This window comes from Thermoflexibacter ruber, assembly GCF_900113045.1.
Taxonomy (GTDB): Bacteria; Bacteroidota; Bacteroidia; order Cytophagales; family Thermoflexibacteraceae; genus Thermoflexibacter; species Thermoflexibacter ruber.
This window is the reverse complement of sequence record NZ_FONY01000024.1, coordinates 1-14,350: the sequence shown is the minus strand read 5'-3', so window position 1 is coordinate 14,350 and position 14,350 is coordinate 1. Positions and strand designations below refer to the sequence as shown.

At 37.9% G+C, this 14,350-nt stretch carries 11 protein-coding genes; 3 read left to right on the top strand and 8 right to left on the bottom strand.

Features of this window, described 5'->3' with window-relative positions:
- The first annotated feature begins 215 nt into the window (after window positions 1–215).
- Complete coding sequence (rpsA, locus tag BM141_RS13575; protein WP_091546677.1) at window positions 216–1,994, top strand: 30S ribosomal protein S1; 1,779 nt, start codon at window positions 216–218, stop codon at window positions 1,992–1,994.
- A 57-nt stretch (window positions 1,995–2,051) separates the two neighbouring features.
- Here rpsA and BM141_RS13570 read toward each other — a convergent pair whose 3' ends face one another.
- The 4 genes from BM141_RS13570 to BM141_RS13555 all read right to left on the bottom strand — a co-directional run bounded on the left by BM141_RS13570 (window position 2,052) and on the right by BM141_RS13555 (window position 6,260).
- Window positions 2,052–2,474, bottom strand: a complete 423-nt coding sequence (locus tag BM141_RS13570) for a nuclear transport factor 2 family protein (RefSeq protein WP_245764061.1) — start codon at window positions 2,472–2,474, stop codon at window positions 2,052–2,054.
- 282 nt (window positions 2,475–2,756) lie between these two features.
- Window positions 2,757–3,209, bottom strand: coding sequence for a hypothetical protein (locus BM141_RS13565; RefSeq protein ID WP_143090927.1), 453 nt, complete (start codon window positions 3,207–3,209; stop codon window positions 2,757–2,759).
- Window positions 3,210–3,363: 154 nt separating this feature from the next.
- Window positions 3,364–5,280, bottom strand: coding sequence for a PAS domain-containing hybrid sensor histidine kinase/response regulator (locus BM141_RS13560; RefSeq protein ID WP_091546478.1), 1,917 nt, complete (start codon window positions 5,278–5,280; stop codon window positions 3,364–3,366).
- A gap of 11 nt (window positions 5,281–5,291) precedes the next feature.
- On the bottom strand, window positions 5,292–6,260 hold the full coding sequence (locus BM141_RS13555) for an AAA family ATPase (protein WP_091546474.1): 969 nt from the start codon (window positions 6,258–6,260) through the stop codon (window positions 5,292–5,294).
- A 335-nt stretch (window positions 6,261–6,595) separates the two neighbouring features.
- Between BM141_RS13555 and BM141_RS13550 the strand changes: the two genes are divergently transcribed.
- Together BM141_RS13550 and BM141_RS13545 are read left to right on the top strand one after the other, a co-directional pair.
- Window positions 6,596–8,089 (top strand): calcineurin-like phosphoesterase C-terminal domain-containing protein, encoded by a 1,494-nt coding sequence (locus BM141_RS13550; protein WP_091546473.1) that lies wholly within the window; start codon window positions 6,596–6,598, stop codon window positions 8,087–8,089.
- 85 nt (window positions 8,090–8,174) lie between these two features.
- On the top strand, window positions 8,175–8,891 hold the full coding sequence (locus BM141_RS13545; RefSeq protein ID WP_091546470.1) for a head GIN domain-containing protein: 717 nt from the start codon (window positions 8,175–8,177) through the stop codon (window positions 8,889–8,891).
- Between the two features lie 2 nt (window positions 8,892–8,893).
- On the opposite strand, the gene BM141_RS13540 is transcribed toward BM141_RS13545, so the two are convergent.
- The 4 genes from BM141_RS13540 to BM141_RS13525 form a co-directional block, all read right to left on the bottom strand.
- The gene (locus BM141_RS13540; RefSeq protein ID WP_091546466.1) at window positions 8,894–11,299 is read right to left on the bottom strand and encodes a penicillin-binding protein 1A; all 2,406 of its coding nucleotides are present in this window, start codon (window positions 11,297–11,299) and stop codon (window positions 8,894–8,896) included.
- 69 nt (window positions 11,300–11,368) lie between these two features.
- Complete coding sequence (locus BM141_RS13535; RefSeq protein ID WP_177217385.1) at window positions 11,369–12,124, bottom strand: lipoprotein insertase outer membrane protein LolB1; 756 nt, start codon at window positions 12,122–12,124, stop codon at window positions 11,369–11,371.
- A 1-nt stretch (window position 12,125) separates the two neighbouring features.
- Entirely contained in the window at window positions 12,126–13,913 is a 1,788-nt protein-coding gene (locus BM141_RS13530; protein ID WP_177217384.1) for a tetratricopeptide repeat protein, read from the bottom strand.
- A gap of 88 nt (window positions 13,914–14,001) precedes the next feature.
- Window positions 14,002–14,350: transposase (locus tag BM141_RS13525; RefSeq protein WP_177217383.1), on the bottom strand; the 349-nt coding region annotated here is incomplete at its 5' end.

Genomic DNA, 14,350 nt, shown 5'->3' with positions numbered 1-14,350 from the left:
GATACTTTTATGCAGTTTCTCTGGCTCATTGATTACCTAATACATTTAAAAAAAAATTACGTGTTTTTCGCTTGATTAAGAAAGTTTAACTAAATTTGCAGTCCTTTCAAGGTGAAAGGCTCACAAAAGTTTATTTGTGAGGTAGTTAATAAAATCTAAATACTTTCGCCCCTTGCACCAAGCGAAAGTGTATAAAGGTGCAAAAAATAAATCTAATGGCAAATAATCGAATAGAAACTCAGGTAGAAGACTTTGATTGGAGCAGTTTTCAAACCTCAAAGAAAAACAAATTTGGTACAGGCTATAGCTCAGATGAGAAAGCAAAATTAGCCGCTCTTTACGATGGAACTCTTACAGATGTTAAAGAAACGCAAGTAGTTAGTGGTACTATTGTTAGTATTACAGACAGAGATGTGGTAGTAAACATTGGGTTCAAGTCTGACGGTCTTATCCCTCTTTCAGAGTTTAGGGACATGAACGACTTGAGAATTGGCGAAGTCATTGATGTATATGTCGAGAACAAAGAAAATCCGTTGGGGCAGTTAGTACTTTCTCGCAAAAAAGCTAAGGTGGTCAAAGCATGGGAAAACATTGAGTTAGCACTGCAAAATGATACCGTGATTGAGGGAATTGTAAAGCGTCGTACAAAAGGAGGTTTGATAGTAGATATTTATGGAATTGAGGCGTTCTTACCTGGTTCTCAGATAGATGTAAAGCCTATCAGAGATTTCGATATCTTTGTGGGTAAGAAAATGGAAGTAAAAGTAGTGAAAATCAACTATGCGAATGATAACGTAGTTGTTTCACACAAAGTATTGATAGAAAAAGACTTAGAAGCACAAAAGGCAGAGATTCTGAGCAATTTGGAAAAAGGTCAAGTCCTCGAGGGCGTGATAAAGAACATGACCAACTTTGGGGTATTTATTGACCTTGGTGGGGTAGATGGCTTATTGCATATCACAGATATTTCTTGGGGAAGAATCAACCACCCAGAAGAAAAACTCAAATTAGACCAAAGAGTACGCGTAGTGGTATTAGACTTTGACGAAGAGAAAAAGCGTATTTCTTTAGGTATGAAGCAGTTAGACCCACATCCTTGGGAAACTTTAGGAGAAGATGTCGTAGTTGGCTCTGTAGTCAAAGGTAAGATAGTGAATGTGGCAGACTACGGTGCATTCTTAGAAATAAAACAAGGAGTAGAAGGACTTATCCACGTATCAGAAATGTCTTGGTCCCAACACCTAAGAAATCCACAAGATTTCATCAAAATTGGAGATGAATTAGAAGCTGTAGTATTGACCTTAGACAGAGAAGAACGCAAAATGTCTTTAGGATTGAAACAACTTTCTTCTGACCCTTGGACAAGACCTGACCTCAAAGAGAAATATGCAATTGGCTCTAAGCATGTAGGCATAGTCCGCAACCTGACTAACTTCGGTCTTTTCTTAGAATTGGAAGAAGGTATCGACGGTTTAGTACACATCTCTGACCTCTCTTGGACAAAGAAAATCAAGCACCCTTCTGAATTTATCAAAATAGGAGAAAAATTAGAAGTACAAGTACTTGAATTAGATGTAGAGCAACGTCGTTTAGCACTTGGACACAAGCAATTAGAAGAAAACCCTTGGGATACTTTTGAAACCGTATTTACTGTGGGTTCTGTGCATAAAGCTACTATTATCAGCAAGAATGATAAAGGTGCTTTGTTAGAACTGCCTTACGGCATCGAGGGTTTTGCCAATACTAAACATTTGACCAAAGAAGACGGCTCAAAAGCGGAAGTAGGTGAAACCTTAGATTTCAAGGTATTAGAGTTCACTAAAGACGACAAACGCATCATCTTATCTCATACCAATACATTTAAGGAATCTAAAGAAAAAGAAACTTCCAATGCTTCTAAAGAAGATAAAGTAGAGGAGGTTTCATCAAAATCTACTTTAGGGGACTTAGAGGCACTTTCTCAATTGAAAGATGAAATGGCAAAAGCTGAGTAATTTTTTAATACGTTAAGAAAAGTAAGGAAGCTACTTGTAAAAAGTAGTTTCCTTTTTTTATACCCTAACAGCTTGTCGTGCCAGCAGTTTCCACTTACCTTTCTGTTTTTGCCAAACTAATAATACGTGTAGCTTAATATTTGAACTTTGTCCATTGTCAGTAATTTGGGCTGTGAGTTGGTGTCGTACCAAAGCTACCTCTTTTGAAAGTGTAATTTTCTGGTCGGTCAATTCAATACTAATAAAATCGGATTTACCACTAAGCAACGCTTCCATAAAGGCTTTTTTGTCCTCTATTTTCCCGCTGGAGTGTCCATAGCTTAACTCTTCAGCGACTATAGCCTCCAGATTTGCCGAGGTAGGGTCAATCAATGCTTTCTTTAAAGCTTCTACCGCTTCTGAAACTTGTTTTTCTTCTTTACTTTGAGCAAAACAAGCACAAGTAATGAAGCAAAAAATGGTCATTAAAAAGATTTTCATTTTCATATATTTTATAAATTAGGAGTTTTTATACTTGGGAAGCTATTTTGTAATGCTATCAAATCTACATAGAAAGTTAGGATAAGAAAAGAAAAATAGTACAAAAAAATAGAGGAATATTTAAAATTAGGTTAGCTACTCACATTTCTTTCAAAAGGTTTTACATTATGATTAGAACACAGAAATTACAGACAGAGGAGAATTTTTACATATCTCAGCTGTATTATTAGCAAAATCTGTGTTCTAAATTTCAATTTATAAGAAAATGTAATCAGATATTCATTACAGCACAAGAGCAAATATAATGATGTAAAGCACTACAGCCGCAAGTAATCCGTACCATGCAGAAGGGATAAACTTCTCTTTATCAATAATATACGCAAGTAAAACGCCTAATAATCCTAAAAGAAAGCCTAAAATAAAACCTATGGCATCAATGGCTTTAGCTTTCTTTTTGCCTTCGGGCTTCATCTTGCTTTCGGCTTTCTTTTTGAGAAGTTTGAAGGCTAACTTTTCTTTCCAATTGAGTTTGCTTCCTTTTTTAGCTTCTATCTCGCTCATTACTTTTTCCCAAGTAGGTTGAGCAGTAGTAGCAACTGGTTGTAGGTTTAGTTTATTGGTAAGTTGTTCTGTATCAATTGCTGAAACAGTTTTTAGGTCAGCATTAGGAGCAGTGGCAGACATCAATGTCATGGCAAAGAATACTACCAAGATTGAAAAAATTTTTGCTTTCATAAAGATGTTTTTTGTTTTTAGTATTGCCTACGATTTGAGGGTTTCGGCTTTCCCTTTCGTACTCTAACAAAAGTAGATAATATATGTTAAAAAGAAATAAAAATAATGAAAATTTATTGTAAAAATGTGAAATGCAAGAAAATGGAATAGATAGTTATATTTCTATGTATCGCTCATAGATTTCTTTTGAAACAGCTTTTATTTTTTCCTCATCGCCTTCAAAAATAGCATCTTCTATTCTTGCCAATTTTTCCTCTAAACCAATAGGATACTTACCTAAGCCATAACGAATCTGATAAAGCTGATTTTCTAATTCCTCAGTATGATAGATAGGTATTTTTAAAAGCTGATGGATACCCTGAGTAAGGATTTTCTGAGATGGGTACGAAATAGTGTCATTTTGTTTCTCATCTATCTTATTTTCTACTTGCTCTATTTTCAAACATTGTGTTAAAATATCAAATAGTTTTCGCAAGTCTATAGGTTTAGTTAGATAGTAGTTTACGCCTTTGGCAAAAGCCCTTTCCTGTTGCTCTATGAAGGCATCGGCAGAAATTGCTACGATGGGGGTCTGGGCAAGTTCAGGCAAGCTCCGCAAAATTTGTGTAGCTTGTAATCCGTCCATTTCTGGCATGTGTAAATCCATAAGAATCAAGTGGGGAAGTAGCCTTTTAGCCTGCTCAATAGCTTGTTTGCCATCTTCTACTACGTACACATCTAAATCGAAGTGATGCAAAAAATCTTTGATGATTTGCTGGTTCATTGGGTTGTCTTCCACCAATAAAATGACATTATCTTTAGAAAAGTAAGCATAATCAAATTGTAAATCTCGCTTAAAAGCATACTGATTTTCAACAGATTTTAAAGGAAGTTTAACTGTAAAAGTGCTTCCCTTGCCTTCTGTACTTGTTACTTCTATGATTCCATTGAGCATTTCCACCATTTTTTTGGTGATTGCCAAACCTAAGCCAGTTCCCCCAAATCGGCGTGTAATGGAGTTATCTGCTTGCTCAAAGGGTTTGAAAATCGCCTCTATGCGATTGACAGGGATACCTACGCCCTCGTCTATGACTTGAAGCACTGTATATTCGTTCTCTTTGTATGCTCTCAGATACACATTTTTTCCTTTGGGAGTAAACTTAAGGGCATTGGAAACTAAATTCATCAAAATTTGATTGAGTTTAGTGCGGTCAGCTTCTACTGTATTAGGTACTTGGCTATCAAAGTAATAGGAAAATTTGATGCCTTTTTCTGAGGCTATGCTTTTGTTGATATGATAAATTCCTTGAAAGAGTTGGCGCAGGCTCAGGACTTCATGCACTACCTCCATTTTTCCTGCCTCAATTTTTGAAAGGTCTAAAATGTTGTTAATCAAGTCAGAGAGATTCTCTCCGCTGATTTTTATGTTTTCTAAGTAATAACTAAAATCCTCAGAAAGAGCAGTTTCTTTGCTTTGCAAAAGCATGAGTTGAGTAAAACCCACAATGGCATTGAGCGGTGAGCGAATTTCGTGGCTCATATTGGCTAAAAACTCAGCTTTAGCTTGATTGGACTTATCTGCACTTTCTTTGGCTATTTGCAGCTCTGTGGCAAGTTTTTTTCTATGCTCTATCTCCTTTTCCAATGCCTGAGTGCGTTCTGCTACCTTGTTCTCGAGAGTTTCATTCAGATTTTTAAGTTTACTTTCTGCAACTACTCTCTCTGTAACGTCCCTAAAATGCGAAACAATAGCATTGATTCCCGCTTCTTCTAAAAAATTGGTCAGAGAAGTTTCCGTCCAAATGTAATAGCCTTTTTGATGCAAAAGTCTTTGAATAATAGTAATTTTTCCTCCTTTTTTGCTAAGTAAATAATTGAAAAGGAAGATATTGGCGTGGGCATCATCTACATGAGTAAGTTCGTAATTGTACTTACCAATGAGATGATGCGGAGCATAACCAAGCAATTGGTTCGCTGAGGGGCTGGCATAGATGATTTTGAGTTCTCTGTCAAAGAACAAGATGCCATCGTAGCTGTTCTCAATAATTAATTTAAACTTTTTGTCATCTATTTGTATATCATCTATTTGCATTTCAGCAAAAGCTATAATAGTTGCTTGATAATCTGCTCTACAGTCATTCCCTCTGCCTCTGCCTTGAAATTGCGAACAATTCGGTGGCGTAAAATTGGCTCTGCTACAGCTTTAATATCTTCAATGTCAGGAGAATACTTGCCATTCAACAGGGCATTGCATTTTGCACCTAAGACCAAATACTGAGAAGCTCTCGGTCCTGCTCCCCATTCCAAGTAGTTGTTAGCCAATTGAGTAGCAGATTCTTTATTAGGACGTGTTTTGTGTACCAATTTGACCGCATACTCCACTACATTGTCAGCGATAGGCACTCTCCTGACCAAATGTTGGAAATAGATAATCTCCTGCGCACTGATGATTTTGCTAAGGTTTGGCTTTTTGTCCGTTGTGGTGCTTTTAACTATTTCTACCTCAGACTGATAGGAAGGATAATCCAACCAGATATTGAACATGAAGCGGTCAAGTTGTGCTTCTGGAAGTGGATAGGTGCCCTCTTGCTCTATAGGGTTTTGGGTAGCCAAAACAAAGAAAGGACGGTCTAAGTGGTGTAACTCTCCTGCAATCGTTACAGAGTATTCTTGCATAGATTCCAAGAGTGCTGCTTGGGTTTTAGGAGGAGTACGGTTTATCTCATCTGCTAAAATGATATTGGCAAAAATAGGACCTTTGATAAATCGGAAATTGCGGTCTTTGTCTAAGGTTTCAGAACCCAAAATATCCGAAGGCATGAGGTCTGGCGTAAACTGAATCCTATTAAAGTGCAAATCAAGCACTTTGGAAATAGTTTGTATCAATAAAGTCTTTGCCAAGCCAGGCACCCCTACTAAAAGGCAATGCCCTTGACAAAAAATAGCAGTCAGAAGCAAGCGAACTACTTCATCTTGACCAATAATTACTTTTGAGATTTCGCTGTTGAGTTTTTTGTAAGCATCGTAAAGGGCTTGAGCCGCTTCTACGTCAGAGTTAAATTTGGCAGTCATTCGTAAGTTTTAGAAGTTTTAATTCACTGACAGTAAGTCAATTCAATGAGACATCGTTTAGTAATACTATCTTATTCAAAGAAGGTCAATAGTCTTAAATTTTTCGTAATATAAGCATAATTTGGATTGAGTGTTTAAAATTAAGATTTTTTTTAATTCTCTAATATGCAGTCAGCCCTTAGAATTAGCAGAGTGGTTTCTCCAAACTGTAAAATACGCATGGCTATAAGGCTACCTGAAAAACTTAAACACAATATCAAGAATTATTCATACCCAATTTACATCTTTTGCTTACCTTCGTTTTTAAAAACTATAACACCATAAAAAGTAAATATATGGAAAATTCTACTTCTCGTCGTCGTTTTTTAAAACAAACTGTCGCAGTTTCTGCAAGTTTGTGGCTGGCTGATATGCTTTACGCCAATCCCTATCAGCCGCTGCCTATGTGGAAACCACAAGGGAAACCTGTAAAAATTCAGGGTATAGTGCGTTCAAAAGGCAAGGGAATCGCAGGTGTGGCTATTTCTGACGGTCGCTCTGTCGTGCAAACTGCCAAAGACGGCACATTTACTTTAATTGCTGATAGTAACCAGCCTTTTGCCTTTATTTCAGTGCCTTCTGGCTATGAAATCCCTACAAATCCTACAGGAACAGCCTTATTTTATAAACCAATTTTAGCAAATAGCGAGCAGATGAAAGTAGAGTGGGATTTAGCCCCTGTAAGTCAAAGCGACAGCAAGCATGGCTTTTTGGTTTTGGCTGACCCTCAAACCTTAGATATGGACGATATTCGCCGCTTTCAGAATGAAACTGCCGTAGATGTTCAGAATTTCTTAAAAGGTGCTTCCAATCGTGCTTTTTTCAATGTGGCTTGTGGTGATATTATGTTTGACAACCTCAGTCTATATTCGGAATATGAAAAAGCGGTAAAGCAAATGGGCATACCTGCTTTCCAAGTAGTGGGCAATCACGACTTGGATTTTCAAACCACAGACGAAAATTCAGTCAAGACTTTTCAAAAATTTTTCGGTCCTAATTATTATTCTTTTAATCGAGGCGAAGTGCATTATATAGTTTTAGATGATGTTTTCTATCATGGTAACGGTTATATGGGCTACTTAGACCAGACCCAATTGGATTGGCTCAAAGCAGACTTAGCCGCCGTAGAAAAAGGTAAAACAGTAGTTGTTTTTACTCATATCCCTCCTTATACTTTACAGTTTGCAAGAGCAGGCGAGGCAAGACCCTCTAACTCGAGCATAATTACAAACCGCCAAATGTTGTATCGTCTATTAGAGGGCTATAAGGCACACATTATTGCAGGACACATGCACTTTTCTGAACGCCTTACAGACAGCAATGTATCTATTTATGTAGCAGGAGCGGCTTGTGGGGCGTGGTGGACAGGAGATATTTGCTACGATGGCACCCCCAATGGCTATGCAGTTTATGAGGTAGATGGCAGTCAGTTTACCGCTTCTTATAAAACCACAGGAAAATCTATAGACCACCAAATGCGTCTTTACAGTGCGGGGAGCGACAAATCTGCTCCTAATGAGTTTATCGCCAATATTTGGGACGCAGACAATACTTGGAAGGTATTTTGGTACGAAGACGGAATGAAAAAGGGCATGATGGCACAACGCATAGGTTCTGACCCTCTTTCTGTAGAAAAACATTTTGGCAACAAACTACCTCAAAAGCATACTTGGGTAGAGCCTCAGCAAACCTCGCATCTTTACTATGCTCCCTTCGCCAAAGATGCCAAAGAGATTCGCATAGAGGCAATTAGCAATACAGGAAAGACGTATTCGCAAGTATTGAGTTAAAAAAATAAATCAAATAAGTATGTTTCCCTAAGCAACCTTTGTGCTTGTACTTGCATCTATGTAATCAAACAAAGCAGGTAGCAACATGAAAAAGATACATACTTATTTTTTAGTCTTGATAGGACTATTTTTAGCTTTTAATGTTTTTGCTCAAAGTGTAGATAAGCAAGAAGTTGAACCTTTTAAGGAAGTAAAAATTTTTGGGTGTCTTAGCGTAGAGTTGGTAGAGAGCGATAAAGAAACGGTAGAAGTAGAGCTAAAAAGCAAGCGAGTTTACAAAGAAGATGTGAAGATAAGTGTTTCAGGCAGAACGCTGAAAGTAAGTTTACGTTATGAGGATGGGCTTTTTAGAGAACGCAACTGCGATGGTGCAAAGGCACATATCAAAATTTCTTACAAAGTACTTAGAAAAATCCAAACAAGCGGTGGGGCTGAGGTCAAAATTAATTCTTTAGTAAAAGGAGAAACTTTTGAGGCAGAAGTAAATACAGGAAGTACGCTAAAAATGGAAGTGGAAGTTGGGCAAATATGGTTAGAAGCTCATACAGGAGGCGAACTGCTCGTTTCAGGTAAGGCAGATATTGAGGAAGTCAAAGTACATACAGGAGGAGTGCTGAGAGCTTATGACTTGATTTGCAAGGAAGCATACGCCAAAGCCAATACGGGTGGAGTAGCCAAACTCCATGTAACTTCTTTGATAGAAGCCTCTGCCAGCATAGGAGGGGCTATTTCTTTGAAAGGCAACCCAAGTAGGCAAATCATCAACACGAGTTTGGGTGGGGATATAGACATTTTGCGATAGTTTTATCGCTCCATGTCTTCTAAGAATTGCAGAGAATCCAAGTTCACATTCAAGCTATCGGGCTTAGGTTTGCGAGGCGTAGGACAAAAATACGGTTTATTAATTTTGATAGTAGGCGTTGGGAAAGTGCCTTTGGTGATATTGAGTTCAGGAGTATCATAGACTTTTTCCATGAATCTGCCATAAATAGGCAGGGCAGTTTTCCCTCCTTCGCCTACTTCTCCACTTCGGAAGTGGATACTACGGTCATCGCCGCCTACCCAAACGCCTGTTACTAAGTCTTTGGTTACTCCAAAGTACCAGCCGTCAGCATGACCTGAGGAAGTGCCTGTTTTCCCCCCAATGTCATTTCCTCCAAAGAGTTTAGGGAATGAGTACAATCCCCCTGATGTTCCCCCTGGTTCTTGTAAAGTTCCTTTGAGCATCTCCAGCATTAGGAAAGCGGATTCTTGCTTTAATGCGGCGTATCTTTTAGGCGTAAATCTATGCAAAATGCGACCATTTTTGTCCTCTATGCGAGTAATAAAAATAGGCTCCGTCCACACTCCTTCGTTCAAAAAAGTACCAAAAGCCCCTGTCATTTCGTAAAGGGTTACATCGTTAGAGCCTAAGCTAATAGAGGGAACTTCTTTTAACTTGCTGGTAATGCCCATTTTACGAGCATAGTGAGCCACCGTAGTCCAACCGATGAGTTCTGTTAGTCTTGCCGCTACGGAGTTGATAGAGCGTCCCATGGCATGGCGCAAGGTCATCGTATCGTAAGAAAAAATCCAATCGGCATTGTGCGGTGCCCAAACTTTATCTTCTCCATCTTCTTTGTACCTAATGTAAATAGGGGCATCTATCAATTTACTGCAAGGAGAGTAGCCCATAGAATCTATAGCGGCAGCGTATAAAATAGGTTTAAAAGTAGAACCCGGTTGCCTTTTGGCTTGCATCACGTGATCATACTTGAAATATTTGTAATTGATGCCTCCCACCCAAGTTTTGATATGTCCTGAAAATGGGTCAAGCGTCATTAGCCCTGCATGAAGAAATTTTTTGCAATAACGAATAGAATCTAAGGGACTTAATAAAGTATCAATATCTCCTTTCCAAGAAAAAACTTTCATTTTCTTTGGCGTTTTCAGGTAAATATCAATAGAGTCTGGTCTTTTCTTGTATTTTTTTTCTAAGTCTTTGTACCAAGAAGTGCTTTTGGCTACATTCTCTATGTAGTTAGGGATAGGTTCGCCTCTTTTAGTCGTCCAAGGTTCTAAACCTCTCCACTGCTCGTTGAACTTGGCTTGGTTTTTTTTCATTTCCTCAGCTACTGCCTCCTCGGCTAACTGTTGCATACGCGAATCTATGGTGGTATAAATCCGCAAACCGTCAGCATACAAGTCATAGCCATTTTCTTCACACCATTTTTCTAAGTAGCTGTTCATCACATTCCTAAAATATGTTCCTGCCCCTTCTTCTGGGTTTTCTAAGTATAGCTTGGCTTTCAAAGGAAGTTGGCTGAGGGAATCATATTCACTTTGCGTGAGATAATTGTATTTGAGCATTTGTTGCAAGACGATGTTTCGCCTTGTAAAAGCGTTTTTATAATTTCTGATAGGATTGTAGTAAGTTGTGGCTTTGAGCATTCCAACCAAAAGGGCGGCTTGCTGCACGTTCAGGCGTTGCGGAGTAGTATTAAAAAATGTCTTAGAGGCGATGTAAATGCCAAATGCTCCATTGCCAAACTCCACTGTATTGAGGTACATGGTCATGATTTCCTCTTTGGTGAAGTGTTTTTCCAAATTAATTGCCGTAATCCATTCTTTGGTTTTGATGATGATACCACTCACCACGGGAATCTTGCCTAACAAACCTTGTGAATCTTTGCCACGCATCTGAAAAAGATTTTTGACCGTTTGCTGGGTGAGGGTACTGCCACCTCTGGGGTCTCCACTGAAAACAGAGGCTACTACTGCCATCAATGCCTTTAAATCTACTCCCGTATGTTCGTGAAAGCGAATATCCTCTGTGGCAAGCAAAGCCTCGATTAAGTAAGGAGAAAGTTGGTCGTAGGTTACGGGAGTTCGATTTTCTTTGAAATATCGCCCTAAAAGCACACCATCGGCAGTATATAGCTCAGAAGCAGCAGGGATTTTGGGTCTTTCCAAAGATTCTACACTTGGGATTTCGCCAAAAAGGTATAAAAAATTGTATTCTACGGCTTTAAAATATAGCCACAAGACAAGAAAAAAACCTACTACGCAAGTCCAGCCTCTACGAATCCACTTCCTCTTGCGACTTTCATTGGGTTTGGGAATAAAAAACCGTACTCCTTGGCTGTTGAGCAACCAATGATAGACTTGTTTGAGAAAAGTAGTCAGTTTTTGCAGGTAAATTTGATATAATTTGACTTTACCTTCTTGCATAGAGCAAAGGGCTAAAAGATTCCGTAATAAAAATGTTGCAATATATAAGATTTATTTCACTCCCAAAGTTTATTTTTCATCTAATTTAAGTCTTTGGAAAGGAAAAGTCAAGGGTTCTTTAGGCAAGTCAATCTTGTTATGAAAAACATTTATTTCTATCTGATTGCCTGTTTTGGTAACTTTATCCTTGTAGTTCAGGACTGCTGTACCAATAAAAGGTACTACTTGGGACTGAACTACCTTGAAGTCCTCGTATTTGAGTATGAGTTCGTTATGGCTATTATCCTGCTCTACATCTATGCGTTGGAGTTTGTGATGCTCCCTACTTACTAAACTTACCAACTCAAAATCTCCTTGTTTTTGCCTGATTTTAAAATAGTCTGATTCAATAGCAATTTTTGCTCTGGCATTTTCTACACTCATGGGCAAGTTGCCAATCATCATCGCTTCTACCATTTTGAAGTCAAGTGGGAAATTTACTTTCCGACTAAGAGAATCAAAGCTAAAAAGCATCATACTTTTATTGTATCTATCTACTATCAGTACAGAGTCTTTGGTAATCATGATGCGTGCTGCCTCTATGCCTAACATGGGTTTTACCGACATCCAAATCACGCTATCTCTTTTCATTCGAATATCTACAGGCGAGGTAAACTCTTGGGCAGGGTCTTTGTAGGTAATTTTTCCCCGCGAAGTCAAGTAGTCAAATTTGAGTTCTTCTACCCTGAACTCATTGCTTAATTTTTTATTTCTTACTACATTTTTTTTGCCGCAGGCACTAAGCCCTATCATGAGTATCAATAAGTACAGAAAGAAGTTTTTCATGTTATTCATATAGTTTTTTATCTGCTATTTTTTTATCTATCATGTTGCTTGTGCCTCCTGCTGTTTTGGCTTTTTGCCACTGAATAAGTGCCTCTTGGACTTGCCCAAGTTTGTAAAGCACATCTCCGTAATGCTCGATAATAGTCCCGTCGTTACTGAGTTGTGCGGCTTTTTCTATCCACGTTTTGGCATTTTTGTAATCTCCCATAGTGAAAAGTACCCAACCATGCGTATCCATGTAAGTAGGCTGATTAGGAGAAATTTGCACAAGTTTGGTAGAAAGTTCTTTTGCTCGATTGAGTTTATCTTTCCTCAATGTCAAGTAGTAACTATAATTATTCAAAATAAAAACATCATGTGGATTTAGGCTCAAGGCTTCCTCAAAAGCAATGTCAGACTTGGCGTATTCTTTAGTTGCCTGATAGACTTCTCCCAAATATTTATGCACTTCCGTTAGGATTTCCTTATTTTCTGAGGCAAGCATTTTGGCTTGTTCTAAGGATTCTATGGCATTGTCATATTTCTTTTTGAAAAAATGCCCCACGCCATTCATGTACCAAAAAATGGCATGGTTGGGGAAAAGTTCCAAACCTTCTTCACTGTGTTTTATTAAAGCCTCATAGTCTTGCAGTTGTATATCAGTATCCAATAAACTTGTCCATGCTTGGTAGTTGTTCCCGTCCAACTCTACGGCTTTGGTATAAGCCTCTCTGGCTTCTTTAAATCTGTTGTCAAATCTAAGAAAATCTCCGTAATAGAAATGAAGTTTACTACTTTCAGGATTATTTTTCAAGGTCATCTCAGCCAATTTTATCGCTGTTTTTCGCTTGTTTTCGTTCTCAATGACCATGTAGTAGCCTGTCAGCACTCTTATCTTTGCCTCTAAATCCAAATCAGGATTGTTAAAAGCAATCTCTATTTCTTTGAGTTGGTTTGGGGTATCTCCTTGAATTTGGTAAATATCTGATAGCAAAAGCCTTGCGTAAGAATTATCAGGGGAGTGTTCTATGACAGAAAGCAAAAGTTTTTTGGCTTCTTCGTATTTTTTTTGATTAATCAATATTTCGGCTTGTGCTTCTTTGTACTCCACCACATCAGGGTAAGTATCTATCAACTTTTGTCCTTCTTTTAAGGCACTATTTACATCTTTAAGTTGGAGGTAAATCTTTTGCTTTCGCTTGATAATTTCCTCATCTATGCCAAATTTCTTTTCCAGTTTGTCATAAACCTCTATGGCTTCTTTATAACGCTCTTGGTAAGTATAAATGGTGGCGATATTGTAATAGTAGTTTTCTGATTTGGGAATGTTTTTTATCAGATTTTCATAGACCTCTACGGCAGCGGTAAAGCGGTTTTGCTTGTGGTAAATTTCTGCCAGCAGTGTGTAATAAAACTTATTTTGTGGGTTAAGTTCTATGGCTTTTTTTACGTAAGGGACAGCCTTGTCCAAGCTATCTTTTTTTACATAGATTTCAGCTATTTTAAAGTGTGCGGCGGCATTTTTGGGATAGATTTTAATGCAAGTTTGGAAAAGCGGAAGGGACTTAGCAAAGTTTTGGTCCATCATTTTTTCAAGTAGATAGGCTTGCATAGCATCTCCAAAAATATAGTTTTCATTGGACAGTTCTTGCCCAAATACTTCTCCGTTATCTGCTTCCTGCTCCTGTTTCTGCTCCTCTTTTTTCTCAGGCTTATCTTTTTTTTGGGCAAAAGTAGCTTTTATGGCTATTGTACTGATTATCAAAAAAACAAATAAAGGCAGGGATACACGAATATATCTGATAAGCATAGACTTCATTGGCTTGCTTTTTTTTTTTAATTTTTAAAAATACTTTTCGTCATCAGTTAATCTATTTGCATAGGCGTATAGTTTATACTCAATAAAAATTGGTTTTGGTTTTAGGGATATGAAAATTCCAAGAAATTAAGGTTTCTAATTCCTGCTTATATTGGGCAATATGGGTAAAAAACTCACAGACCTTTTCCTTGAAATCTTGAAACTTCCTATAAAAACAAGTATCAATGACCTTTTTACGCATAAATTTCCATAATCTTTCAATTAGATTAAGATTAGGCGAGTAAGCAGGCAAGAAAAGCTGTTTTATCCTGCTACTTGCCAATTTTTCTTGTAAGTGCTTATTTTTGTAATATCGTGCATTATCACAAATCACATAAATCTTTTCCTTGTCAGGGTGACATGCTTGCAATTGCTCATAGAGTTTCCAA

Excerpts from the sequence above, each read along its gene's own strand:
- rpsA (WP_091546677.1), top strand. The coding sequence starts at position 216 with ATGGCAAATAATCGAATAGAAACTCAGGTAGAAGACTTTGATTGGAGC.
- BM141_RS13570 (WP_245764061.1), bottom strand. The coding sequence starts at position 2,474 with ATGAAAATCTTTTTAATGACCATTTTTTGCTTCATTACTTGTGCTTGT.
- BM141_RS13565 (WP_143090927.1), bottom strand. The coding sequence starts at position 3,209 with ATGAAAGCAAAAATTTTTTCAATCTTGGTAGTATTCTTTGCCATGACA.
- BM141_RS13560 (WP_091546478.1), bottom strand. The coding sequence starts at position 5,280 with ATGCAAATAGATGATATACAAATAGATGACAAAAAGTTTAAATTAATT.
- BM141_RS13555 (WP_091546474.1), bottom strand. The coding sequence starts at position 6,260 with ATGACTGCCAAATTTAACTCTGACGTAGAAGCGGCTCAAGCCCTTTAC.
- BM141_RS13550 (WP_091546473.1), top strand. The coding sequence starts at position 6,596 with ATGGAAAATTCTACTTCTCGTCGTCGTTTTTTAAAACAAACTGTCGCA.
- BM141_RS13545 (WP_091546470.1), top strand. The coding sequence starts at position 8,175 with ATGAAAAAGATACATACTTATTTTTTAGTCTTGATAGGACTATTTTTA.
- BM141_RS13540 (WP_091546466.1), bottom strand. The coding sequence starts at position 11,299 with ATGCAAGAAGGTAAAGTCAAATTATATCAAATTTACCTGCAAAAACTG.
- BM141_RS13535 (WP_177217385.1), bottom strand. The coding sequence starts at position 12,124 with ATGAAAAACTTCTTTCTGTACTTATTGATACTCATGATAGGGCTTAGT.
- BM141_RS13530 (WP_177217384.1), bottom strand. The coding sequence starts at position 13,913 with ATGCTTATCAGATATATTCGTGTATCCCTGCCTTTATTTGTTTTTTTG.